Raw genomic sequence first — 22,601 nt, 5'->3', positions numbered from 1 at the left:
AATGGGTTAAAATGGTTGTTACGTTTAAGCTTCACTTCTTGCACGATAAATGACGCCGTAAAGGGGTTTTGACATTTGAATACATCAGGATTTGAACGAGGAAACCGGAAAGAATTCCGCATACATGTTCTTCCTACGAAACGTTTTAAGACATTTGCGATCTCACTTTACGCAGGGGTTCCCCTGCAGGAAGATACGGTTACCAAAGTAGCCTTAACACCTTTCGTACTTCGGCGTGGGACCGAATCCTATCCGGAAACAACGCAATTTCGTGAACAATTGGAACATTTGTATGGAGCGGGTTTTGGTTTTGATGTCTATAAACGTGGCGATTACCAGATCGTACAGTTCCGTATGGACACCATTAATGATTCCTTTGTTGGTGGGGACGAGCAGCTGTTGGATCGTTCTTTTGCTTTTTTGGGAGAGGTGCTTACACGCCCTGCACAGGAGGATGGACATTTCCGAACCTCTTATGTTCAAGCTGAGCGGGAGACTGTTCGCAAAATGCTGGAGTCCATCGTCAATGACAAAATGCGTTATGCTGCGGAACGTAGTATTGAGGAGATGTGTAAAAACGAACCTTACCGCTTGCACCCGCTTGGTGAGCGAAAGGATTTGCCGGGCATTGATCCAGATACATTGACAGCTTCGTATCAGGAATGGTTACAGCAGGCAAGTATGGACTTGTATGTGGTGGGCGACACCACACTGGAAGAGGTAGAGAATCTGGTACAGCGTTATTTCAATGTAGAACGTGCCACCTCTTCCGACTATCATACACAGGAAGCTATTCGTGGAGATAAAGAAGTGGAAACCGTTGTAGAACGGCTTAATGTTAATCAGGGTAAGCTCAATATGGGGCTTCGCACGTCTATCACATATGGTGACCCTCAGTATGCGGCAGCATTGATGTATAACGGCATTCTCGGAGGATATCCTCATTCCAAGCTGTTTGTTAATGTTCGTGAAAAAGAAAGTCTGGCGTACTATGCCTCATCGCGTTATGACGGACATAAGGGTATTGCAACGATCCAATCAGGGATTGAAATCCCCAATTACGAAAAAGCCGTCATGATTATCAAGCAGCAGCTGGATGAAATGAAGAACGGGAATATTACTGACCTGGAGATGTCTCAGACCAAAGCGATGATCCGTAATCTGCTCAAGGAAATGCAGGATTCTGCATTTGAGCTAATTGCTTATGATTTCAATCGACAGTTATCCGGCAAAGAGCGGACCGCCGAGGAACTGCTGGCCCAGGTAGAACAGATCAGCAAAGAAAATGTTCGTGAGGCGGCAGAGAAATTCCGTCTGGATACGATTTATTTCTTGCGTGATGAGAAGGGGGAATAGTCGGTGGAGAGCATAACATACGATCGTTTGCAGGAAACGCTGTATTACGAAGTGATGGATAACGGGCTGCATGTTTATATTTTGCCTAAACCAGGTTTCCAAAAAACTTATGCCACGTTTGCAACCAAATACGGTTCGGTCGACAATCATTTTAAGGTTGAAGGACAGGAAGAAGTAAAGGTTCCGGACGGTATTGCTCATTTTTTGGAACACAAAATGTTTGAAGAACCGACAGGTGATATTTTTGCCACATTTGCTTCTCATGGAGCTTCTGCCAATGCTTTTACCAGTTTCGATCAGACCGTTTATTTGTTTTCGGCGACGGAACATGTCAATGAAAATATACAAACATTAGTTGATTTTGTGCAAAATCCTTACTTCACCGATCAGAATGTAGAAAAGGAAAAAGGGATCATCGCACAGGAAATTAATATGTATGCGGATAATCCAGATTGGCGCGTTTATTTTGGCCTGATCGAGGCGATGTATCAGAAACATCCCGTGCATATTGATATCGCCGGAACCGTTGAATCCATTGGCACCATAACCAAAGAAACGTTGTACACGTGTTACAACTCTTTTTATCATCCAAGCAACATGCTTCTGTTTGTCGTGGGTGGAGTAGACCCGCAGGAAGTGATCGATATGGTTCGTTCGAACCAGGCAAAGAAAAATTATAAACCTCAAGGGAAAATCGAGCGGATATTTGAACCGGAACCTGAGAAAGTGGGGGAAGCCAGACGTGAATCCAAGTTGGCCGTTTCCCTGCCCAAATGTTTGTTTGGCTTTAAGGAAACCGATGTGGGACTAACTGGAGAAGACCTGTTGCGCCGGGATATGACAACCAAACTAATGATGGATCTGTTATTTGGTTCCAGTACCTCGCTATTTCAAAAATTGTATGATGAAGACCTGATTTCGGACAGCTTTGGACATGAATATAACAGTTCGCCGCAATACGCTTTTTCTGCTATTGGCGGGGACACCAAAGACCCGGATCAACTGCTTGCGCGTATCCGTGAAGAAGTCGATGTTATTGTGGAAAAAGGCTTTGATGCAACCGATTTTGAGCGCGCACGCAAAAAGAAAATAGGTGGATATTTGCGTATGCTCAATTCACCAGAAAACATTGCAAATGAATTCACGCGGCAGCAATTCCGTGGTGGTGATTTTTTCAACATGCTCCCGTTGTATGAATCGCTTACACTGGAAGAGGTAAACCGCAGATTGAAAGAGCATATTCGTTGGGATCAACTGGCGATATCGCTTGTCGTGAGTCCTTAATATGGAGAGGGGAACAGGACAATTGAAGCCAATTGGAGAAATGACGGTACTTGTAACGGGCGCGAGCGGAGGCATTGGAGCGGCCATCGCAGAGCGTTTTGCCAAGGTGGGCATGAATGTAGTGATTCACTACATGAAATCGCATGAAGCAGCTAATGAAGCTGCGAGAAGGTGCATGGAACAAGGCAGTGGTAAAGTCATGACGGTGTCTGCTGATCTTCGCAGTCGGGAGCAAATTGAACGTATGCGTGAGAAGCTGGAATCACATGGGCTGATGCCGGATATTCTGGTGAACAATGCAGGGATATCTCATTATGGAATGCTGGCTGATGTTACGGAAGAAATCTGGGATGAAGTGATGGCGATCAACCTGAAAGGCACGTTCTTGTGTACACAGGAAATGATGCCTCACATGATCTCCCAAAGATACGGTCGAATCATTAACGTGTCGTCTATCTGGGGACTGTCGGGTGCCTCTTGTGAGGTGTTGTATTCTACAACCAAAGGTGGTGTAAATGCATTCACCAAAGCTCTCGCCAAAGAGTTGGCTCCATCTGGCGTAACGGTGAATGCTGTAGCTCCAGGTGCGGTTCAAACATCCATGTTGAACCATCTGGATCAGGATGAACTAAAAATGCTGGAAGAGGAAATTCCGGCAGGAAGACTCGCCCAGCCAGATGAAATCTCCTCACTGGTCTACTTCCTTGCACTTCCCGAGTCCGGATATATTAATGGGCAGATTATAAGTCCAAATGGTGGCTGGCTCACGTAATATATGGGTGCGCGAATTCAATTTTGTTTTAACTTCGTGGTATTGCCTTGATGGAAATTAATGATTTGTAGATGATCTTCGATTAATTCAAAAATGCTCGTATATAAAATGTCCGGGAAGCACATATTACAACTGTTGATTTTAAATCTCATGCGTCAAGCAAAGGAGGATTTATCATGTCAACAGAAAAAACGGTGCTCACGAGTTTTGACACTTGGAAGAAGTTTTTGGGTGACCGCGTACAGCAAGCAGAGAAGATGGGAATGAATGAAGAAACCATCAACAAACTTGCGTATGAAATCGGTGACTTCCTGGATGAGAAAGTAGATCCGGCGAACCCTTCCAACCGGGCATTGAAAGAACTATGGGAAGTCGGCGACGAGGATGAACGTCGTACGATTGCGTGCCTGATGGTCAAATTGGCCAAACAAAACGCATAAGATTACAGATGGAGAGCTCCCGCAAGGGGGCTTTTCTCTAATGATTACACATTGATTACAGACCTGTTCTTGTAATTCATTTTCTTTTTATATATCATTAACGTGACCCATTTTTAGAAGATATCTCAGATTGTCGTCCAATGGACGCGTTCTGTTACTGTCGAATAATGTGGAATAATGCTTTACGGGGTGTTTAAATGGAATCTAAACAATGGTATATGGAGTATAAAATACATAAGAACAGACCCGGCCTTTTAGGGGACATTGCCTCTATGCTGGGGATGCTTGAAGTAAATATATTGACCATCAACGGTGTTGAAGGCAAAACCCGGGGGATGCTGCTGGAATCGGACGATGACGAGAAGATCCGTCTGCTGGGTGAAATGCTTGGCAAAGTGAACAGCATAACTGTGTCTGCTTTGCGTCAACCGAAACTGGTAGATATTCTGGCTGTGCGTCATGGTCGTTATATTGATCGTGATTCGGATGATCGCAAAACATTTCGTTTTACGCGGGACGAACTTGGGTTACTTGTGGACTTTTTGGGTGAAGTATTTAAGAGGGAAGGCAATCAAGTCATTGGTTTACGTGGAATGCCGCGTGTAGGCAAAACGGAATCCATTATTGCGGGCAGCGTATGTGCGATGAAGCGCTGGACGTTTGTTTCCTCCACACTTCTTCGTCAGACCATAAGAAGCCAGATGTCCGAGGACGAATTGAATCCAAACAATGTGTTTATCATTGACGGAATTGTCAGTACGATTCGTTCAAGCGAACGGCATTATAATCTGTTACAGGACATCATGACGATGCCAAGCACCAAGGTTATTGAACATCCGGATATTTTTGTGCAGGAGTCTGAATATGATTTTAATGATTTTGACATTATTATTGAACTGCGCAACAATCCGAATGAAGAAATTATTTATGATACGTTTACGGCCAGCTACACCGACGAACTGTAACGCTCCGTACGGGATCATGAAATAGATAAGCAACAACCATAGAGATAAACATAAGGAGGAGATGGCATGTCTGAACTGGGTCAGCAGTTAAGAGAGGCCCGGCTGCAAAAAGGGATGAGTCTTGACGATGTACAGGAAATGACTAAAATTCGCAAGAGGTATTTGGAGGCAATAGAGGCAGGAGACTACAAAGTGCTGCCTGGTAGCTTCTATGTGCGTGCATTTATCAAAACCTATGCGGAAACGGTGGGACTAAATCCTGATGAGCTGCTGGAGGGACATAAGAAAGATGTACCTGCAGAAGAAACGGAAGCAACCATGGAGCCGGTTATTCAAAAGCGTTCAAGCCGCCCGGTAGAGCGCAGTAACCGCTGGATGTCTGTTGCGCTGATGTGGACTTTTCCGGTATTAATTCTTGTGTTGTTGTACGTGTATGTAGTGATGAACAGGGATGATTCGGATACACAAGGGCTGGATCAGACGAAGATCACAGACAGCCAGCAGCAACCTCAAGATAAACCGGATGAGCCTACAGATAATGGCCAAGCTTCTAATCCTCCAGCGAATGAATCAGGTAGCGGAGAAACGAATGAAGGCGAAGCAGGCGGTAACGGTGGCGGAACAGCAGAGGGGCAGACTGACGGACAGACGGATGGGCAAACGACGGGTGAAAATGAAGAGAACCCAACGGATAATCCGCCAGCTTCTGTAACTGTTGCTGAAGACGGAAAATCAGGCAATATTACGAACTTCAAAGTAAACGGCAGTGCAGGGCAGCCTGTGACCGTTACAATTAAAGCAACGGGGCATAGTTGGCTGGAAGTATACAAGGGCGAGAACTCTAGTGGAGAAAAGTTAGAGTACGGCAACACCGCTGAAGGAGACAGTTATACTTTTGAATTGGACAGTGCAGGAATGTACATTAAGTCCGGTTACGCTGCAGCGACCACAATTGAGGTTGCAGGGCAGGTTGTGACAGACGGGAAAGCGACAAACCGCATTCGGTTAAGACTTGGTGAGGATACGTCCTCCGCAGGTACTGAAGGCACTACGACGAATGAAACAGGAAGCACTACCGAAGGAAGCACCGGCACTAACGGCGAATAACCAAAGTTTCTGCGGGAGACACTAACCTTGTCTTAACTTGCAGTCAACTTTTGGTGAAGTGAGGTGGATGGCTGTGACAGTCAGCTGGATCGTAACAGGTTTGGGGATCATTGTCAGCCTCCTGGGTTATTACTTGACCCCAACTGCCTGGGGTTACGGTATTTTGGGTTTTGGACTTGCACATGTACTTCTGGGTGTGCTTGACATGTTCAGACAGCCTAATCGCAGCCGTTATTAGAATGGCAGCCGCACGGTAAGCATTTTTGGCAACCACCTCAAGTGGCAGCCAAAAATGCTTTTTTATTTTGAAAAACCTCATAAAATTAGACTTTTGCTTGGCGTATCCTCTATAATGTTACAGAACATATGATTAACTGAAAGGGTGACTGGTTTGAGTTCAGAAAATTCATTTGATATCGTGTCCAAAATGGACTTGCAGGAATTGACAAATGCCGTTACACAAACGGAAAAAGAAATTGGCACGCGTTATGACTTCAAGGGCAGCAAGAGCAGTCTGAAACTGGATAAGGATGCGTTAACGATCGTATCTGATGATGAGACCAAACTCAAGGCTGTTATCGATGTACTGCAATCCAAGATGGCTAAGCGGGGTTTACCTTTAAAAAACATTGATTATGCAAAAGTAGAACCAGCTTCTTCAGGTACAGTCCGCCAGCGTTTGAATTTCAAGCAGGGGATTGATCAGGATATCGCTAAAAAAATTAATATTCTGATTCGTGACTCCAAGATGAAAGTGAAGAGTCAGATTCAGGGAGATCAGCTCCGGGTAACAGGTAAAAGTAAGAATGATTTGCAAGCAGTTATGCAGTTGTTGAACGGTGCCAATCTACCTCTAGATCTGCAATATACAAACTTTAAGTAAGATCTCCTCATTGTAGCTAGGTATGTTTTTTGACACTGCAATTGGCGTATATTATACTAAGTGTGCATTGCTGGCAGTTAAGCATCAAAGCCCAGTCATCATCGTTTGCTGACTTTGTGAAAAGCAGTACATCTTCTGAAAGTCACCGGAACGTTTAAAACGGTTTTGCGTTTGAACGGTTGACTTTATTTTTTGCGTTTTTACATAGTGAGAGCACTTTAGTGCTGATTGACAGTGAAACTGTAAATTTCATGTTCCGGATGATGAATACGGGATTAAGATGAATGTTTGGAGTAATGGAGGATAAGAGGGAGGGCGTCTTGTGAATTTACCCAACCGGATTACGCTTGCACGAATTTGCTTAATCCCTTTTTTGATGGTGTTCCTGCTCGTAGATTTTCCGTTCTATCCAGAGCCGTTGCAATTGGGAAGCTTATCGCTCCCGTATAATCAGTTGATTGCTGCTGTCATTTTTATCATTGCAGCAAGCACGGATGGAATTGACGGCTATCTGGCGCGGAAAAATAATATGGTCACCAACCTGGGGAAATTGCTTGATCCGCTGGCTGACAAGTTGTTGGTTACTGCGGTGCTAATTTCTCTTGTGGAAATGGGTAAGTTGGATTCCTGGATTGCTGTGGTCATTATTAGTCGTGAGTTTGCGGTTACCGGCTTGCGTCAGATTGCGTTATTGGATGGTTCGGTTGTCGCGGCAAGTGCCTGGGGCAAACTGAAGACCGTCGTGCAAATTGTGGCGATTGTACTGCTGTTGTTGAATAATTTCCCGTTCTCATTCACGGGTATTCACATGGACGTTATTGCCGTTTGGGCTGCAGCGATTATTACGATTTGGTCAGGCATTGATTACTTTATCAAAAACAAAAATTTGCTTCATTTATCGAAAGCGTAACGTTTGAGGTTAAATGGGTAAGTATGAAGAAATCATTTGTACGAAGGGCAATAGGAAATTATCCTATTGCCCTTTGATCACTCACCACGTGTACAGGAGGATGCTGAATGAAGGCAGAAATCATTGCAGTTGGCACAGAATTGTTGCTTGGACAAATTGTGAATACCAATGCTCGATATCTATCCCGTGAATTGGCTGCAATCGGGATTGATGTATATTTCCAAACGGTGGTTGGTGATAATCTAAATCGACTTAGTGACGCTATTCGCATCGCTCAGGGTCGTGCAGACGTCATTTTATTTTCTGGGGGTATAGGTCCTACACAGGATGACCTGACCAAGGATGCGATCGCGGCGGTCTTGAACCGCAAGCTGCATATAGATCGAATGGCCATGGACAAAATCGAGAGCTTCTTCCGAGATCGTAATGTAGACATGACCGAAAACAATCGTCGTCAGGCGATCGTTATAGAAGGCGGGACACCGCTGGCGAACGAAACAGGCCTTGCCGCAGGAAATGCGATTTCTGACAATGGCAAGCATTATGTAGTGATGCCTGGACCTCCGAAAGAGCTAATTCCTATGTTTGAACAGGAAGTTAAGCCTTGGTTGTTCCAACATGTACTGACAGAAGAAATGCCGATCTACTCGAAAATGCTGAAGTTTGCAGGAATTGGCGAATCGGCATTGGAAGACCGTCTCCTTGATCTGATTGATACACAGACAGATCCTACCATTGCTCCATATGCAAGTGAGGGAGAAGTTACGGTACGTGTATCTACAAAGGCTCCAAGTGAGAGTGAGGCAAAGCTGAAGCTGGATGCAATGGAAGTTCAGATTCGGGAACGATTGCCAGAGCATCTCTACGCGAACGAGGATGTGCCTATAGAGTACACAATTGTAACGATGATGTCTGATATGGGTCTGACTCTTAGCGCGGCTGAGAGCTGCACAGGAGGGCTCGTCATGCAAAGTCTGACATCAGTTCCTGGCAGTGCGTCGATGCTTAAGGGCGGAATTGTATGTTACTCTAATGAAATTAAAGAGAAGCTGCTCCATGTGCCGCATTCCTATCTGGAAGGTGAAGATGCACCGGGCGCAGTGAGTCCGGAAGTGGCCAAAGTGCTGGCAGAGCAGATTCGCATGATTGGGGATGCCGACTTCGGTCTGTCAGTGACAGGTGTAGCGGGACCTGGTTATTCCGAACGCAAACCGCCAGGGCTTGTCTTCATCGCTCTGGCAGAGCGTGGTAAAGAGACAGAAATTCATGAACTGCGCATTAATGGCAATCGGGAGACGGTTCGGATTCGTTCAGCGAAAGCGATTCTTTACCGTTTGTGGCGCAAGCTTGTGGAGATGGACTAGTTAAGAGCTCGGATTGCATTTGCCAAGGCAAGCAAGTATAATAAAGGAAGACGGAAGAACCGTAAAATCAGGCTTTACAGCCTTGTTTACGGTTCTTTTTTCTGTTTAATGGAAAGTTTCCTTGAGGAAGAGGCGCCTCGGCCTTTACAAAAAAAACGAATGTATGTTCGAAAAAAAGCTTGGCAAACGTGTTAAAACAAGGTATCATTATCTTATAAACAGTAAAGGGTGTGAGCTTATTGTCAGACCGTCGTGCCGCGCTTGATATGGCGCTCCGTCAAATAGAGAAGCAATTTGGTAAAGGATCCATCATGAAACTGGGTGAGTCGACTCACATGAATGTGGAAATTATACCCAGCGGTTCCTTGGCTTTGGATATTGCATTAGGAACAGGCGGCTTGCCTAAAGGCCGTATTGTTGAAATATATGGACCTGAATCTTCTGGTAAAACAACCGTAGCATTGCATGCTATCGCTGAAGTACAAAGAGTGGGTGGACAAGCTGCATTTATCGATGCCGAGCATGCTCTTGACCCACAATACGCCAGCAAACTGGGTGTTAACATTGACGAATTGCTTCTGTCTCAGCCAGATACGGGTGAGCAAGGGCTTGAAATTGCAGAAGCTCTTGTACGTAGTGGTGCTGTGGACATTGTCGTTATTGACTCTGTGGCTGCATTGGTACCGAAAGCAGAAATCGAAGGCGAAATGGGTGATTCCCATGTCGGTTTGCAAGCGCGTCTGATGTCTCAGGCACTGCGTAAACTGTCTGGTGCAATCAGTAAATCCAAAACGATCGCGATCTTTATCAACCAACTTCGTGAAAAAGTCGGGGTTATGTTTGGTAACCCAGAAACAACACCTGGTGGTCGTGCCCTGAAATTTTATTCCACGGTACGTCTGGATGTACGCCGTATTGAGAGTATCAAATCAGGAAATGACATGATTGGTAACCGTACGCGTATTAAAGTGGTGAAAAACAAAGTAGCACCTCCGTTTAAACAAGCGGAAGTGGATATCATGTACGGTGAGGGTATTTCGAGAGAAGGCAGTATCATTGACATTGGTACTGAGCTGGACATCGTCAATAAAAGTGGTGCATGGTACTCATACGAAGGCGAGCGTTTAGGACAAGGCCGTGAGAACGCGAAGCAGTTCATGAAAGAGCATAAAGATATTGCTGAAATCATTGAACAAAAAATTCGTGTAGCCAGTAACTTGACTACTGCAGTTCCTGCGCCAACTAGCGAAGAGCAACAAAAAGAAGCAGCAGAAGAACAAGAACTATTTGAAATTAACGAGTAACCCTCCCTTGTAGGAAGGGCCCTAGAGGGCCTTGCCCTCTGAACTCCCAAAGCTTGTCTGATTGAGCTTGCTCGATCTAGCTTGGGGTATGGTGTGTGCGCTCGCGCTGTCCAACAGCCTCTGTCCGAATGGGCAGAGGCTGTTGGCACGTTTACTATTAGGGAGAGGCCGGATATTGTTTCCGGCCTTTTGTATTAGCGTCTGATGTCTCTGTGAAGTTACGCTAAACGTATTCAGTGTAGCTGTGTTATCTCCGTCGGAGATGTGCTAATCATATTCGAGGAAGTCTTTTATTTTGCTATGTACTTGTCAGTTAGGCCGTGCAGTTCAGACACACAAAATGACATGGAAGGGGAGACCGAAATGGATCAACATGAAGATGATTTATATGAAGAAGCCGAGCTGGAGGGAATCTCCCAATTCCCGGATAACGAAGAACTTATCATTACACGAGTTGAACGAACGAAGAGCAGGGAAGCTCGTTACCGAATTACCTTTGGTTTATATTCAATTACGGTGCTTGAAGATGTAATGATTAAATATCGGATGACCCGGGGAAATACGTTTCTGAAAAAAGACTTGGAAGATATCATCGTAGCTGACGAGCGACAGCGGACGTATGTGCAGTCTTTGCGATATCTGGAGCATAAACCTCGGACACGCCACGAATTAAGTCAGAAGCTTCGTCAGAAAGAGTTTGCTGCACCGTTGATTGAAGAGGCCCTGGATCGGCTTGAGCGGGAGAATTTGGTCGATGACGAACTGTTTGCGAAGGAATGGACTCGTCAGCGTATGGAGGGCCAGCGGAAGGGAAAACTGTGGATAAGGCAAGAGCTGCGTCAGAAGGGCATTGCCAATGATCTGATTGCTGAAGCGCTGGAAGGTGTAAGTACAGATGCGGAATTTGAGACGGCTCTAACCGCCGGACGCAAAAAATGGAATCAGGTCAAAGGAGACATCCAGGAGAAGAAACGTAAAACGCTTCCCTTCTTGATGCGACGAGGTTTTTCCATGGATATGGTGCGTCGGGTCGTGAATTGTTTAATTGAAGAAGACGAGGTTAAAGACCCCGAAGAAGACGAAGCGTTGTTATGGGATTAGCAGACTGGACTCACTATACTGCATTCTCTTGACAATTTCTTTCGTCAAATACTAAAATGGACATGAGTCTGTAAGAAATGGACAACCCTTTTTCCTTCCAAAAAAGCGGTTTCTGTTTTTTAAGATTTATACCATTCATGATTATGGGTTCGCCAGAGACGGTGAATAGTACGTGGAGACATGTACACTTGAAATGAAAATCGGCGGGGGATCGCCGTGAGTATTCGTTATTCCCAAAAATATGTAAGGCTTGAAAACAACAAATTGACCCAAGGAGTGCCTTGGAGGAACCAACGAGGAGGTGAACAGTATGGACATCGTAATCACGATCGTTCTCGTTGTGGCCGCGCTCGTTATTGGGTTCGGAGTAGGGTATTTTATTCGCAAATCTCTTGCAGAGGCTAAAATCTCCAGTGCGGAACAAGCTGCCGTGCAAATCGTGGAGAACGCGAAGAAAGAGGCAGAGGCACTGAAGAAAGAAACGGTGCTGGAAGCGAAGGACGAAATCCATCGCATTCGCGCCGAAGCTGAAAAAGACACTCGTGAACGTCGGAACGAAATTCAACGACAAGAAAGACGATTGTTGCAAAAAGAAGAGTCGCTGGATAAAAAATTGGAATCACTCGAACGTAAAGAAGAGCAAGTGGCTAACAAAGAGAAACGAATTGATGAGACACAGCAGCAGATCGAGATGATCTACAAAAACCAGGTGACGGAGCTGGAGCGCATATCCAACCTCACTATGGAAGACGCACGCAGTATCATACTGTCCAACGTAGAACAGGAAGTTCGTCATGAGACGGCTCAAATGATCAAGGACATTGAACAGCAAGCGAAGGAAGAAGCGGACAAAAAGTCCCGCGAGATTATTACACTCGCCATCCAACGTTGTGCGGCTGATCACGTAGCGGAGACAACGGTATCCGTTGTTACTTTGCCAAATGAAGAAATGAAAGGCCGGATTATCGGTCGTGAAGGACGTAACATCCGTGCGCTTGAAACCCTTACAGGGATTGACCTCATTATCGATGATACGCCAGAAGCTGTTATTCTGTCGGGCTTTGACCCGATTCGCCGTGAAATCGCCCGTACTGCCCTCGAAAAACTAGTGGCTGATGGACGTATTCACCCGGCACGGATTGAAGAGATGGTGGAGAAATCCCGCAAAGAAGTGGATGAGCGTATCCGTGAATACGGTGAGCAAGCTACCTTTGAAGTGGGCGTGCATGGTCTGCATCCGGACTTGATTAAAATTCTGGGCCGGTTGAAGTTCCGTACAAGCTACGGTCAAAACGTCTTGAAACATTCGATGGAAGTCGCTTATCTGGCTGGATTGATGGCTGGCGAACTCGGAGAAGACGTAACCTTAGCAAGACGTGCAGGTCTATTGCATGACATCGGTAAAGCGCTGGATCACGAAGTGGAAGGATCACACGTCGAAATCGGCGTGGAACTAGCGAAGAAATACAAAGAACATCCGGTTGTAATCAACAGTATCGCGTCCCATCACGGGGATTGCGAAGCGACTTCGGTTATTGCCATGTTGGTTGGCGCAGCAGATGCGCTCTCCGCAGCAAGACCAGGCGCACGCCGCGAAACGCTGGAAACGTATATCAAACGACTGGAGAAGCTGGAAGAGATTTCGGAATCGTTCGAAGGTGTCGAGAAATCGTATGCCATCCAGGCCGGACGCGAAGTTCGCGTTATGGTACAGCCTGAGAAAATCGACGATGCTGAAGCCTTCCGCCTCGCGCGTGACATCACGAAGATGATCGAGAATGAACTCGATTATCCGGGTCACATCAAAGTCACCGTCATCCGGGAAACCCGTGCGGTTGAATACGCAAAATAGAGCATTACGGAAAAGTGGCCGCAGTAGTGGGCCACTTTTCCTTTTGATAGCTTGTTAAAAGGCATTTAATAAAAAAATGGTGAGCAAGAGATAGAGATCCTGCGAAGTTTCGGATGCTTTGAAGAAGGCTGCGCTTGGTAGGGATTAAGGAGGCAGTAACATGAAAGTTTTGTTTATTGGTGATATTGTGGGGAATGTGGGGCGTAAGGCATTGAAGGAAAACCTCCCCTACCTCAAAACGAAGTATAAGCCACATGTAGTCATAGTAAATGGTGAAAATGCAGCGGCAGGCCGGGGCATTACCGGCGCAATTGCGAATGAATTTTTTAACTGGGGTGTGCATGGTATCACCCTTGGTAACCATACCTGGGACAATAAGGACATATTTGATTTTATAGATGATGAGCCACGTATGATTCGTCCTGCGAACTTCCCGCCGGGAACACCAGGCAGAGGGTACACGGTAGTCAAAGGAGAGGGCAAGGAGCTGGCGATTGTCAACCTGCAAGGCCGGACATTCCTGCCTGCTCTGGATTGTCCATTCCGCGTTGCCGATGAAATTGTGGATGAACTGCGTCAAGACCATAAATGCATTTTGGTCGATATGCATGCTGAAGCAACGTCTGAGAAGATTGCTATGGGCTGGCATCTGGATGGACGTGCGTCGCTGGTCGTAGGTACACATACACATGTGCAGAGCAACGATGATCGTATTTTGCCAGGAGGAACAGCTTATTTAACCGATGCGGGTATGGTAGGGCCGCGTGACGGCATATTAGGCATGGAGCGTGAAGCGGTGCTTCGCAAGTTCTACACCCAGCTTCCGGTACGATTTGTTGTGGATGATGGCAAATGGCATTTCCACGGTGTATTTGTGGAGATTGATGAAGCCACAGGTGCTGCAACACGCATTGAAAAAATTCGTCTGATGGAGGACGAGTGGCGCATGGAATAGGGGTATTGTCCCAATTTGAAGGGAAACCCGTCTAAAAAGAAGGAATTTTTTTGCCTCCCGCGAATAACATCTAGTAAGTGGAAACAAACATTCAACATTCCCAGGGAGGTACTTACCATGGAAGTATTAAAAGTTTCAGCAAAGTCCAATCCCAATTCCGTAGCCGGCGCTCTTGCAGGTGTTCTTCGTGAACGTGGAAATGCTGAACTGCAGGCAATTGGAGCGGGAGCACTGAACCAAGCCATTAAAGCGGTAGCGATAGCCCGGGGATTTGTAGCACCAAGCGGAGTTGACTTGATTTGTATTCCAGCTTTTACAGACATTGTGATCGACGGCGAGGACCGAACGGCCATTAAGCTGATTGTGGAGCCCAGATAATACATGCGTTTATGCATTGAACCTGTTTACGAAGTAGACAGGTTTTTTTGCGTTTTATTCCATAACATAACCGTTTAGAAGGAGAGATTGTGATGCACAACTGGCGAGTAGCCGATTTTCATTGTGATGCTTTGAGTAAAATGCTGATGAACCCTAGCCATTCATTTGAAAATGCTTCACAGCTGGATGTGAATCTGGAACGCATGAGAGAAGGTAACATTGGTTTGCAGGCCTTTGCAATCTATTTGCCTGAAGTTCTTGGCAGAGGCAAGTTTGAACATGTAATGGGGCAGTTGGACATCTACCGCAAGCGAGTGGAGATAACCAAAGAACGAACTGACGGCACGCATACATTGTTATGGCGAGAACAGCTTACGCAGATCGGGCAGACGGACAGACCATGGGGACTGCTTACACTTGAGGGTGTCGATGGACTGGAGAGCAACCTCTTTTACCTGGAGTTGTGTTATCAAATGGGTGTACGGATCGTAGGGCTTACCTGGAACTATGCCAATTGGGCAGCTGATGGTGTATTGGAGAAACGTGGGGCGGGACTTACGGAGAAGGGCAGGGAGCTGGTTCAACTGTGTAACCAAATCGGAATGCTGCTGGATGTTTCACATCTGACTGAGAAAGGCTTCTGGGAGCTTGCTGACCTTAGTGAACGTCCTTTTATCGCTTCGCATTCCAACAGTTATGCCATATGCCCGCATGTGCGTAATCTGAAGGATGATCAGATACGGGCCATTATTGCCCGGGAAGGGCGTATTGGGCTGACGTTTGTACCGTGGTTTGTGAAGCAGGAAGGCGAAGTATGTATTGAAGATCTATTGCCTCATATTGAGCAGATATGTTCTTTGGGTGGGGAGCATCATTTGATGATGGGGTCTGATTTTGACGGAATTGCTACATATATCCATGACCTTGAACATACCGGGCAGTATCCAAAGCTGATGAATACGCTGCTCAAGCACTACGACGAATCACTAGTTCACGGTTGGATGTGGGGCAATGCGATGAGTTATTTAGGAGAAAACTTGCCAAGGGAGAATTTGAAGATGGAACATGGTAAATCATGATACCGTTGGTCCCCTGAAGAAAACGAGCTGGAAGGAGTAGCCGTCCATGTTCAGATGGATTTAACAAATGCAGGGGATTAATGATTGCAAAATAAGTGTATTTCATGAATTTTCAGCAGTTCGTTTTCATTTCACTTCAAAAAGGGGTATAATACCATAGGATTGTTAAGAGCCTGGCTACAGGCCATAGATAAACAAGGAGTGAAATTCACAATGAGCAAAACAGTACCTGTGGGCGTATCTGCCCGTCACATTCATGTATCTCAAGAGCACGTTGAAATTTTGTTTGGTAAAGGCTACGAATTGACTGAGTTTAAACCTCTGTCCCAACCAGGACAATATGCTGCTAACGAAACAGTAGCGGTTATTGGTTCGAAAGGACAGTTTGATAAAGTGCGTATCCTTGGACCTGTTCGTCCGGAAACACAACTGGAAATCTCGATGACAGACTCTTTCGCTATTGGTGTAAAGGCACCAGTTCGTGAATCCGGAAGCATCGAAGGTACTCCAGGTATTACGATTAAAGGACCTGCTGGCGAAGTTACAATCGATAAAGGTGTTATCGTTGCTGCTCGTCACATCCACTTCCATACTTCTGATGCTGCTAAATGGGGCATTGAGGACAAACAATTGCTGAAAGTTCGTCTGGGTGGAGATCGTGGTCTGGTACTGGAAAATGTACTGGCTCGTGTATCGGATTCCTTTGCACTGGACATGCATATTGATACGGATGAAGCTAATGCAGCTGGCGCTCGTAACGGCGATACTGCTGAAATCATCGACTAATCACATGGAACAATCTTCAGCCGTGATCTTGGCGGTTTGAATGAACGTATAAACCTGAGTATATCCACAGCGTCGCTACATTCGACCTGGGGATAGCTCAGGTTTTTGTGTATTTTCGGGCTGTTTAGCAGACCTGCGCAGATTTCGAGATAGGCGAAGGGGCAGCGGCTTTGGATGTGGAACTACAGCCCAATTCATGTTATAATTTGCTGTAATGCTCTTTTGATGTATAAAGCGTGCAAATCACGTGAAACAAGATGAAATAACGATTTTTTATTAATAGAGGCTGTAAGGAGTGACCGAAGGAAATGGCTAAAGACTCAAAAAAGGATTACTCCCAATATTTTGATTTCTCCGATGCCAAAGTAATTTCGCAAGATGAATTCAGCAAAAAGATAAGAATCCGGGGCCGGGAGATTAATATCAAATCCGAACCTAATCATCGTCAGGAGAAACAACGGGGCAAGGAAGACGTCCAGGTGCTTTACGAAACAGCCGTACCCGAGGAACTGAAAAACGTGGGGAAAGGCAAACACTATATCGTATATACGTATGGATGCCAGATGAACGAGCATGATTCGGAGACCATCAAAGGATTGCTTGAATCGATGGGCTATCAGGCTACCGAGGATCGCAAAGAGGCAGATGTCATTCTGTTAAACACATGTGCGATTCGGGAAAATGCGGAAGATAAAGTATTTGGTGAGCTGGGTCATCTGAAAACCCTGAAAACCGAACGTCCAGGTTTGTTACTGGGTGTGTGTGGTTGTATGTCGCAGGAAGAAGGCGTCGTGAACCGGATCATGCAGAAGCATGGTTTTGTGGATATGATTTTTGGTACACACAATGTGCATCGGCTGCCACATCTGATTCAGGAAGCACTGTTCAGTAAAGAAATGGTTGTTGAGGTATGGTCCAAGGAAGGCGACATCATTGAGAACCTGCCGAAAAAACGTGAGGGCATGCGTGGCTGGGTGAACATTATGTATGGTTGCGACAAGTTCTGTACATATTGCATCGTCCCGTTCACACGGGGGAAAGAGCGCAGTCGACGTCCAGAAGATGTTATTGCCGAAGTTCGTGAACTGGCAAGACAAGGCTTCAAGGAAATCACGCTGCTCGGCCAGAACGTCAATGCTTATGGCAAAGACTTCACGGATCTGAAGTACAGCTTCGGTGACCTGATGGATGATATCCGCAAAATCGATATTCCACGGGTTCGGTTTACAACCAGTCATCCACGTGACTTCGATGATCATCTGATTGAGGTGCTTGCGAAGGGCGGGAACCTGGTGGAACATATCCATCTGCCTGTGCAGTCTGGCAGCACGGAAGTGCTGAAACGTATGAGCCGCAAGTACAGTCGGGAACACTACCTGAAGCTTGCTGACAAAATTAAAACTGCAATTCCAGATGTCGTGTTAACCACTGATATTATTGTTGGTTTTCCGGGGGAGACGGAAGAGCAGTTCGAAGATACGCTGTCACTAGTCAAGGAAGTTGGCTACGATTTTGCCTATACATTCATCTACTCTCCACGTGAAGGTACACCTGCTGCAGTGATGGAGGATAACGTGCCGATGGACGTGAAGAAGGAACGTTTGAAACGCTTGAACGAGACGATCAACGCATACAGCCATAGCAGCAATGAGAAGCAGCGCGGCAAGGTTGTTGAAGTGCTGGTCGAAGGTGAGAGCAAACGGAATTCGAATGTTCTGGCAGGACGTACACGCAGCAACAAGCTGGTGCACTTTGAAGGACCTAAAGAATTGATCGGTACTTTTGTACATGTAGAAATCACCGATCCAATGACTTTCTATATTCGGGGCAACCTGCTCTCAGAGCCAGTAGCCGCCAATCAGTAATACACAAACCTAATAAGATGAATGTCTTTTTGCACTTGGCGGGTTACGGCCCAGCGTAGCGAAGGTGACGGAATCGATTCTGTAGAAGCGAAGCGTTCGCCTTTGTCTCCAAATTTTATCCACAGACTATTACAATCAGAAAAATTTGGAGACAACAGCGATCGAAAGAACGATCCGTAACCGCAGCGGTCACTCAAGCAGTTAACTAAGCTTAGTGCAACATCGAGTATTTCATCTTATATCATCTCATAGAATGGAGCGATTTCGAGTGGCGCAGGAAGAAGTGCAGTACAACCCTTATGGAATGCCTACCTACGATACGCGCAATCTGGTTATACGCGACGACATTATGGGAAAAGCCAAAGAATTGGCTGATATGCTTGGAACGAGCGAAGAAGTTAAACAGTTCCAACAGGCTGAGTCCAAAATTCGTGATCATGAACGCATCCAGCAATTGATTGCAACGATCAAGAAGAAACAAAAGGAAATCGTTGCTTTTGAAAGCTTCAAAAATGCAGACATGGTCAGCAAAATTGAACAGGAAATTGAGGATCTGCAGGCAGAGTTAGACGGCATTCCACTCGTTACAGAATTCCAGCAAAGTCAAAGCGATATCAATTATTTGCTTCAGCTTGTTATTTCTGTAATCCGGGATACCGTCTCTGAGAAAGTGAACGTGGAGGCAGGTACGGATTCACCTCCGACCAGCTGCGGGTAAGTGAACGGAAGGGTGCGGACGCAGTCCGCGCCTTTTTTGATCATCTCTGACTCCACGTGGTGGGGTTATTTTGTGTGGTGGCCTGATCAAGACAACTTCACTGGATAAGACCTGTTCCGTAAGAGCAGGCTTAATATAATAACGAAGCACTTTAGATCAACTACGAAAAGAACCAATGCTGGTAAAATCATCAACAACATACATCATGGGCTTTATACTTAAAGTGCACTAAAGGGGAAATCAATATGGGTATTTTGGACAAAATGGTTGCAGAAGGAAACGGAAGATTTTGGGGCTTTCTCGGTTGTCGGTTTATTAAAGGTGACGGAGAAGAAGTACAGATCGCGCTGACAGCGGGCGAACATCACACCAACTCCATGGGGATTATTCATGGTGGAGTGCTGACGTCCCTGATGGATCAGGCGATGGGCATGGTAGCTACAGCGGCAATGGCAGTAGACAGTTGTGTGACCACCAATCTGAATGTTCATTTCTTGGCACCTATGAAACAAGGGGAATTAATCGTGACATCAACGATCCTTCATCAAGCGGGGCGTAGTGTGACGGCACAATCTGAGGTCCGGGATGCATCTGGTACGTTGGGGTGCATGGCAACAGCTACATTCCGTATAGCGCGAGTAAAAGCGCAAAATACGGAATCCCAAGGTTGACAAAAGATATTATTATGTCATAATGAAAATATCAAAATGAGAATAGTCGGTGGTGCCCATGAGCGAAAACTACGAACAATTCAATGCTGAAAGCGATGAACAGGCAGCACGTGCCTATAGTTCCAAGAAATATCGTACACCCGATGGCGTTCCTGCGGATATCGTCATGTTTACCTTGACCAAGCGGGAACGCAAGACGGTAACCAAGACACTCCCCATCCGGGAGTTGAAGGTCATGCTGATCAAACGCAAAGGTTGGCCTTTTGCGGGAAGATGGGCGTTGCCCGGTGGATTTTGTCAGGAAAATGAATCCATCTATGGTGCTGCAAAGCGCGAGTTGATGGAAGAGACAGGTGTGGACGGCGGACATCTGGAGTATTTGAACGTATATAGTCAGCCTGGGCGTGACCCCAGAGGATGGATTATCTCACATGCGTTTTTTGCACTGGTAGAGGAATGGATGTTGGAACACCGTCAGGCGGCAGATGATGCTGAGGATGTTGGATTATTTACGATTCAGGAAGCTTTGGAAGAGCTCGAGCTTGCCTTTGATCACCGGACGATTATAGAAGATGCGTACCGGCGTATTCAACAGCAAATGCTGGAAACGACGATTGCACGACAGTTCCTGCCTCGTGATTTTACACTAAGCGAGTTATACCAAGTGATTCAGAGTGTTGTACCTGACTTTGAAGAACCGAATTTCATTCGGAAGATCACTTCAACGCGCAGCCGCAAAGGCATTGTGGAAGAGGTTCGGGATGAGGAGGGCAACCTGCTAAGCTCCAATCAATATTCACAGCGTCCGGCCCAGCTATACCGTTTTACGGAGCTTGTACCTCGTCTTTCCATCTATACTTAATTCGCAAGCGAATCATGATGGATTGAATCAGGATCAACCTATTCTCAAAAAGGGAGTGTGGACGATGAAAGCACTGATTGTAATCGATTTTACACGTGATTTTGTGACAGGTTCGTTGCCTGTAGGCCAGCCTGCTGTGGAGATTGAGGAGACGATTGCAGCAATTACGGAGGCTTATTGCAATAACAAGCATGAGGTTGTTATGGCCGTGGACTTGCATGAAGAGAATGATCCTTACCATCCGGAAACGGCCCTTTTTCCGCCCCATAACATTAGAGGTACGGAGGGAAGACAGCTATATGGTCGTCTAGCCCAGGTTATGGAAGAACGGGAATCTCAGATTCGTTGGATGGATAAAACAAGATACAGCGCATTCTGCGGTACAGATCTGGAGCTGCGCCTGCGTGAACGTGGAATAACAGACATTGCACTGATCGGTGTATGTACGGATATTTGCGTACTGCATACGGCAGTGGATGCTTATAATAAAGGTTTTCACATAACGGTATATGAAGACGCCGTCGCGAGCTTCAATCAAGCGGGACATGATTGGGCGCTTGGACATTTTCGTTCCAGTCTTGGGGCCCAGGTGGTCAAAGCGAGCGATACCGTTCTCGCAGGCTTGAACCTGTAAATGAACCTGTGATCATATCCATCATGTTCTGTTGGTTGAACAAGTGTTATGTTGCTGGGGAATATGGTGAATAGGAATAAACCGGAGACTTATGCAATGGTACGTAACCAGAATCATGAATCATGAGCAATGAGTCTCCACATGTTGACCCGTGTCTGTAGGCTAGACCTGCCGACACAAGCGGAAGTCAGAGAGGATGAGACAAATGCAGACGACTAGCCTGGCTTTACATACGGATAAATATCAAATCAATATGATGTACGCCCACTGGGTGAATGGAACTCACAAACGGAAAGCGGTGTTTGAAGCCTATTTCCGCAAGCTTCCTTTTGGCAACGGATATGCCGTATTTGCCGGATTGGAACGTATTGTGAATTATATCAGCCAGCTTCGGTTTACGATGGAGGACATCAAATATTTATCCAAACAAGAGGAAAATTACGATCCAGTCTTTCTGGAAGAGTTGCTCCAGTTTTCATTTCAGGGGACGATTCATTCCATGAAGGAAGGGGCGCTCGTTTTCCCTGATGAACCGCTCATTCGGGTAGAAGGCTCCATTATGGAGACACAACTGGTGGAGACGGCGATACTTAACTTCATGAATTATCAGACGTTAATTGCAACGAAGGCTTCCCGGATCAAACAGGTGGCAAGTCAGGACACATTGCTCGAATTCGGAACACGACGTGCACAGGAAGCGGATGCGGCCATTTGGGGGGCGCGTGCCTCGTATGTGGCAGGATTCCATGCAACGTCTAATATGCTGGCTGGAGAGCGCTTTGGAATTCCGACAGCAGGGACACATGCTCATTCCTGGGTGCAGAGTTTTATGAGTGAGCAGGAGGCGTTTGACGTCTATGCCAAAGTGCTGCCAGATCAAGTGACACTGCTGGTGGATACGTTTGATACATTGAACAGTGGTGTTCCTCATGCAATCAAGACTGCCAAGAAGCTGGAGAGCCAGGGCAAAAAGATGAACGCCATTCGTCTGGATAGCGGGGACCTTGCGTATCTATCCATTCAAGCTCGGCAAATGCTGGACGATGCCGGACTGGATTACGTCAAGATTGTAGCTTCCAACGATTTGGATGAAAATACAATTTTCAACCTTAAGGCGCAAGGAGCTCGCATCGATACATGGGGAGTGGGCACACAGCTAATTACCGCTTCCGACCAACCCTCTTTGGGTGGCGTGTACAAATTGGTGGAGCGTGAAGTGGATGGTGCCATGCTGCCTACGATCAAAATTTCGGCCAATCCCGAAAAAGTCTCCACACCAGGTAAAAAAGAAGTCTTCCGGATCATTGATCCGAAA

23 protein-coding genes are annotated in these 22,601 nt (G+C 46.1%); all 23 read left to right on the top strand.

What is annotated here, in order from left to right; translation table 11 throughout:
* Positions 1-75: 75 nt before the first annotated feature.
* Positions 76-1,356 carry an EF-P 5-aminopentanol modification-associated protein YfmF gene (yfmF, locus tag gpAD87_RS14885; protein ID WP_063566364.1) on the top strand — a complete coding sequence of 427 codons (1,281 nt, stop codon included), beginning with the start codon at positions 76-78 and terminating at the stop codon, positions 1,354-1,356.
* Between the two features lie 3 nt (positions 1,357-1,359).
* Positions 1,360-2,640 (top strand): EF-P 5-aminopentanol modification-associated protein YfmH, encoded by a 1,281-nt coding sequence (yfmH, locus tag gpAD87_RS14880; RefSeq protein WP_064639040.1) that lies wholly within the window; start codon positions 1,360-1,362, stop codon positions 2,638-2,640.
* Position 2,641: 1 nt separating this feature from the next.
* Positions 2,642-3,412 (top strand): elongation factor P 5-aminopentanone reductase, encoded by a 771-nt coding sequence (gene ymfI / locus gpAD87_RS14875; RefSeq protein ID WP_063566362.1) that lies wholly within the window; start codon positions 2,642-2,644, stop codon positions 3,410-3,412.
* A 176-nt stretch (positions 3,413-3,588) separates the two neighbouring features.
* Positions 3,589-3,852: a DUF3243 domain-containing protein gene (locus tag gpAD87_RS14870; RefSeq protein ID WP_063566361.1), complete on the top strand. Its 264-nt coding sequence runs from the start codon at positions 3,589-3,591 to the stop codon at positions 3,850-3,852.
* 197 nt (positions 3,853-4,049) lie between these two features.
* Positions 4,050-4,817 (top strand): DUF3388 domain-containing protein, encoded by a 768-nt coding sequence (locus gpAD87_RS14865; RefSeq protein ID WP_024630282.1) that lies wholly within the window; start codon positions 4,050-4,052, stop codon positions 4,815-4,817.
* 66 nt (positions 4,818-4,883) lie between these two features.
* On the top strand, positions 4,884-5,924 hold the full coding sequence (locus gpAD87_RS14860; protein WP_064639039.1) for a helix-turn-helix domain-containing protein: 1,041 nt from the start codon (positions 4,884-4,886) through the stop codon (positions 5,922-5,924).
* Between the two features lie 37 nt (positions 5,925-5,961).
* On the top strand, positions 5,962-6,162 hold the full coding sequence (locus gpAD87_RS31825; protein ID WP_143764708.1) for a hypothetical protein: 201 nt from the start codon (positions 5,962-5,964) through the stop codon (positions 6,160-6,162).
* Between the two features lie 153 nt (positions 6,163-6,315).
* Positions 6,316-6,807, top strand: a complete 492-nt coding sequence (locus gpAD87_RS14855) for a YajQ family cyclic di-GMP-binding protein (protein ID WP_017689115.1) — start codon at positions 6,316-6,318, stop codon at positions 6,805-6,807.
* A gap of 322 nt (positions 6,808-7,129) precedes the next feature.
* On the top strand, positions 7,130-7,717 hold the full coding sequence (pgsA, locus tag gpAD87_RS14850; RefSeq protein WP_063566359.1) for a CDP-diacylglycerol--glycerol-3-phosphate 3-phosphatidyltransferase: 588 nt from the start codon (positions 7,130-7,132) through the stop codon (positions 7,715-7,717).
* Between the two features lie 107 nt (positions 7,718-7,824).
* Complete coding sequence (locus tag gpAD87_RS14845) at positions 7,825-9,081, top strand: competence/damage-inducible protein A (protein WP_064639038.1); 1,257 nt, start codon at positions 7,825-7,827, stop codon at positions 9,079-9,081.
* Positions 9,082-9,320: 239 nt separating this feature from the next.
* Positions 9,321-10,385 carry a recombinase RecA gene (gene recA, locus gpAD87_RS14840; RefSeq protein WP_053783851.1) on the top strand — a complete coding sequence of 355 codons (1,065 nt, stop codon included), beginning with the start codon at positions 9,321-9,323 and terminating at the stop codon, positions 10,383-10,385.
* Between the two features lie 363 nt (positions 10,386-10,748).
* Positions 10,749-11,486: a regulatory protein RecX gene (locus tag gpAD87_RS14835; RefSeq protein WP_064639037.1), complete on the top strand. Its 738-nt coding sequence runs from the start codon at positions 10,749-10,751 to the stop codon at positions 11,484-11,486.
* Between the two features lie 310 nt (positions 11,487-11,796).
* Positions 11,797-13,338 carry a ribonuclease Y gene (rny, locus tag gpAD87_RS14830; protein WP_062326115.1) on the top strand — a complete coding sequence of 514 codons (1,542 nt, stop codon included), beginning with the start codon at positions 11,797-11,799 and terminating at the stop codon, positions 13,336-13,338.
* Positions 13,339-13,498: 160 nt separating this feature from the next.
* The gene (locus gpAD87_RS14825; RefSeq protein ID WP_024630289.1) at positions 13,499-14,293 is read left to right on the top strand and encodes a TIGR00282 family metallophosphoesterase; all 795 of its coding nucleotides are present in this window, start codon (positions 13,499-13,501) and stop codon (positions 14,291-14,293) included.
* A gap of 117 nt (positions 14,294-14,410) precedes the next feature.
* Positions 14,411-14,671 (top strand): stage V sporulation protein S, encoded by a 261-nt coding sequence (locus tag gpAD87_RS14820; RefSeq protein WP_019005392.1) that lies wholly within the window; start codon positions 14,411-14,413, stop codon positions 14,669-14,671.
* A gap of 92 nt (positions 14,672-14,763) precedes the next feature.
* Positions 14,764-15,750, top strand: coding sequence for a dipeptidase (locus tag gpAD87_RS14815; RefSeq protein ID WP_064639036.1), 987 nt, complete (start codon positions 14,764-14,766; stop codon positions 15,748-15,750).
* Positions 15,751-15,963: 213 nt separating this feature from the next.
* A complete protein-coding gene (pduL, locus tag gpAD87_RS14810; RefSeq protein ID WP_053783855.1) occupies positions 15,964-16,536 on the top strand; it encodes a phosphate propanoyltransferase in 573 nt (190 codons plus the stop codon).
* A 308-nt stretch (positions 16,537-16,844) separates the two neighbouring features.
* Positions 16,845-18,401 (top strand): tRNA (N6-isopentenyl adenosine(37)-C2)-methylthiotransferase MiaB, encoded by a 1,557-nt coding sequence (gene miaB, locus gpAD87_RS14805; protein ID WP_064639035.1) that lies wholly within the window; start codon positions 16,845-16,847, stop codon positions 18,399-18,401.
* A gap of 304 nt (positions 18,402-18,705) precedes the next feature.
* Positions 18,706-19,119 (top strand): RicAFT regulatory complex protein RicA family protein, encoded by a 414-nt coding sequence (locus tag gpAD87_RS14800; RefSeq protein WP_373561674.1) that lies wholly within the window; start codon positions 18,706-18,708, stop codon positions 19,117-19,119.
* 245 nt (positions 19,120-19,364) lie between these two features.
* Positions 19,365-19,790 (top strand): PaaI family thioesterase, encoded by a 426-nt coding sequence (locus gpAD87_RS14795; RefSeq protein WP_063566353.1) that lies wholly within the window; start codon positions 19,365-19,367, stop codon positions 19,788-19,790.
* Positions 19,791-19,848: 58 nt separating this feature from the next.
* Positions 19,849-20,652 carry an NUDIX hydrolase gene (locus gpAD87_RS14790; protein WP_064639033.1) on the top strand — a complete coding sequence of 268 codons (804 nt, stop codon included), beginning with the start codon at positions 19,849-19,851 and terminating at the stop codon, positions 20,650-20,652.
* 64 nt (positions 20,653-20,716) lie between these two features.
* Positions 20,717-21,286 carry a cysteine hydrolase family protein gene (locus gpAD87_RS14785; protein ID WP_064639032.1) on the top strand — a complete coding sequence of 190 codons (570 nt, stop codon included), beginning with the start codon at positions 20,717-20,719 and terminating at the stop codon, positions 21,284-21,286.
* A 205-nt stretch (positions 21,287-21,491) separates the two neighbouring features.
* Positions 21,492-22,601, top strand: a 1,110-nt coding sequence (locus tag gpAD87_RS14780) for a nicotinate phosphoribosyltransferase (RefSeq protein WP_064640951.1), incomplete at its 3' end; no start/stop codon positions are given.

The sequence above is a fragment of the Paenibacillus sp. AD87 genome, from assembly GCF_001659845.1.
Taxonomy (GTDB): domain Bacteria; phylum Bacillota; class Bacilli; order Paenibacillales; family Paenibacillaceae; genus Paenibacillus; species Paenibacillus marchantiae.
This window is presented reverse-complemented; position numbering and strand designations above follow the sequence as displayed.

Coding starts and splice junctions, on each gene's coding strand:
- ymfI (WP_063566362.1), top strand. CDS start 2,642: ATGGAGAGGGGAACAGGACAATTGAAGCCAATTGGAGAAATGACGGTA.
- gpAD87_RS14870 (WP_063566361.1), top strand. CDS start 3,589: ATGTCAACAGAAAAAACGGTGCTCACGAGTTTTGACACTTGGAAGAAG.
- gpAD87_RS14865 (WP_024630282.1), top strand. CDS start 4,050: ATGGAATCTAAACAATGGTATATGGAGTATAAAATACATAAGAACAGA.
- gpAD87_RS14860 (WP_064639039.1), top strand. CDS start 4,884: ATGTCTGAACTGGGTCAGCAGTTAAGAGAGGCCCGGCTGCAAAAAGGG.
- gpAD87_RS14845 (WP_064639038.1), top strand. CDS start 7,825: ATGAAGGCAGAAATCATTGCAGTTGGCACAGAATTGTTGCTTGGACAA.
- gpAD87_RS14835 (WP_064639037.1), top strand. CDS start 10,749: ATGGATCAACATGAAGATGATTTATATGAAGAAGCCGAGCTGGAGGGA.
- rny (WP_062326115.1), top strand. CDS start 11,797: ATGGACATCGTAATCACGATCGTTCTCGTTGTGGCCGCGCTCGTTATT.
- gpAD87_RS14825 (WP_024630289.1), top strand. CDS start 13,499: ATGAAAGTTTTGTTTATTGGTGATATTGTGGGGAATGTGGGGCGTAAG.
- gpAD87_RS14820 (WP_019005392.1), top strand. CDS start 14,411: ATGGAAGTATTAAAAGTTTCAGCAAAGTCCAATCCCAATTCCGTAGCC.
- gpAD87_RS14815 (WP_064639036.1), top strand. CDS start 14,764: ATGCACAACTGGCGAGTAGCCGATTTTCATTGTGATGCTTTGAGTAAA.
- pduL (WP_053783855.1), top strand. CDS start 15,964: ATGAGCAAAACAGTACCTGTGGGCGTATCTGCCCGTCACATTCATGTA.
- miaB (WP_064639035.1), top strand. CDS start 16,845: ATGGCTAAAGACTCAAAAAAGGATTACTCCCAATATTTTGATTTCTCC.
- gpAD87_RS14800 (WP_373561674.1), top strand. CDS start 18,706: ATGCCTACCTACGATACGCGCAATCTGGTTATACGCGACGACATTATG.
- gpAD87_RS14795 (WP_063566353.1), top strand. CDS start 19,365: ATGGGTATTTTGGACAAAATGGTTGCAGAAGGAAACGGAAGATTTTGG.
- gpAD87_RS14790 (WP_064639033.1), top strand. CDS start 19,849: ATGAGCGAAAACTACGAACAATTCAATGCTGAAAGCGATGAACAGGCA.
- gpAD87_RS14785 (WP_064639032.1), top strand. CDS start 20,717: ATGAAAGCACTGATTGTAATCGATTTTACACGTGATTTTGTGACAGGT.